The 239-nt window shown below is 52.3% G+C and carries 1 tRNA gene; it reads right to left on the bottom strand.

The features are described 5' to 3' along the window. Positions 1 to 161: 161 nt before the first annotated feature. Positions 162 to 238: transfer RNA gene (locus OGV83_RS00025), tRNA-Met, on the bottom strand. Position 239: the final 1 nt, after the last annotated feature.

A 239-nucleotide genomic window follows, 5' to 3' on the forward strand; every position in this document is an offset into this window, starting at 1 on the left:
CCACCCCGCGTCCGTCTTTCTGCTTCGTATTTCAAACCACATCTGCGTTGGCTTTCCTCGTTCACCTCAGTCACTTACTGGAGTAAGCTCCTAAGGATTCACTGCGTCGCCGCCTTGTTGTGATTCGAACTACTTTGCAAAATATTACATCATATTTCAATTGGTTGCGGGGGCCGGATTTGAACCGACGACCTTCGGGTTATGAGCCCGACGAGCTACCAGGCTGCTCCACCCCGCGT

The sequence above is a fragment of the Citrobacter sp. CK189 genome (assembly GCF_030333505.1).
Lineage (GTDB): Bacteria > Pseudomonadota > Gammaproteobacteria > Enterobacterales > Enterobacteriaceae > Citrobacter_B > Citrobacter_B koseri.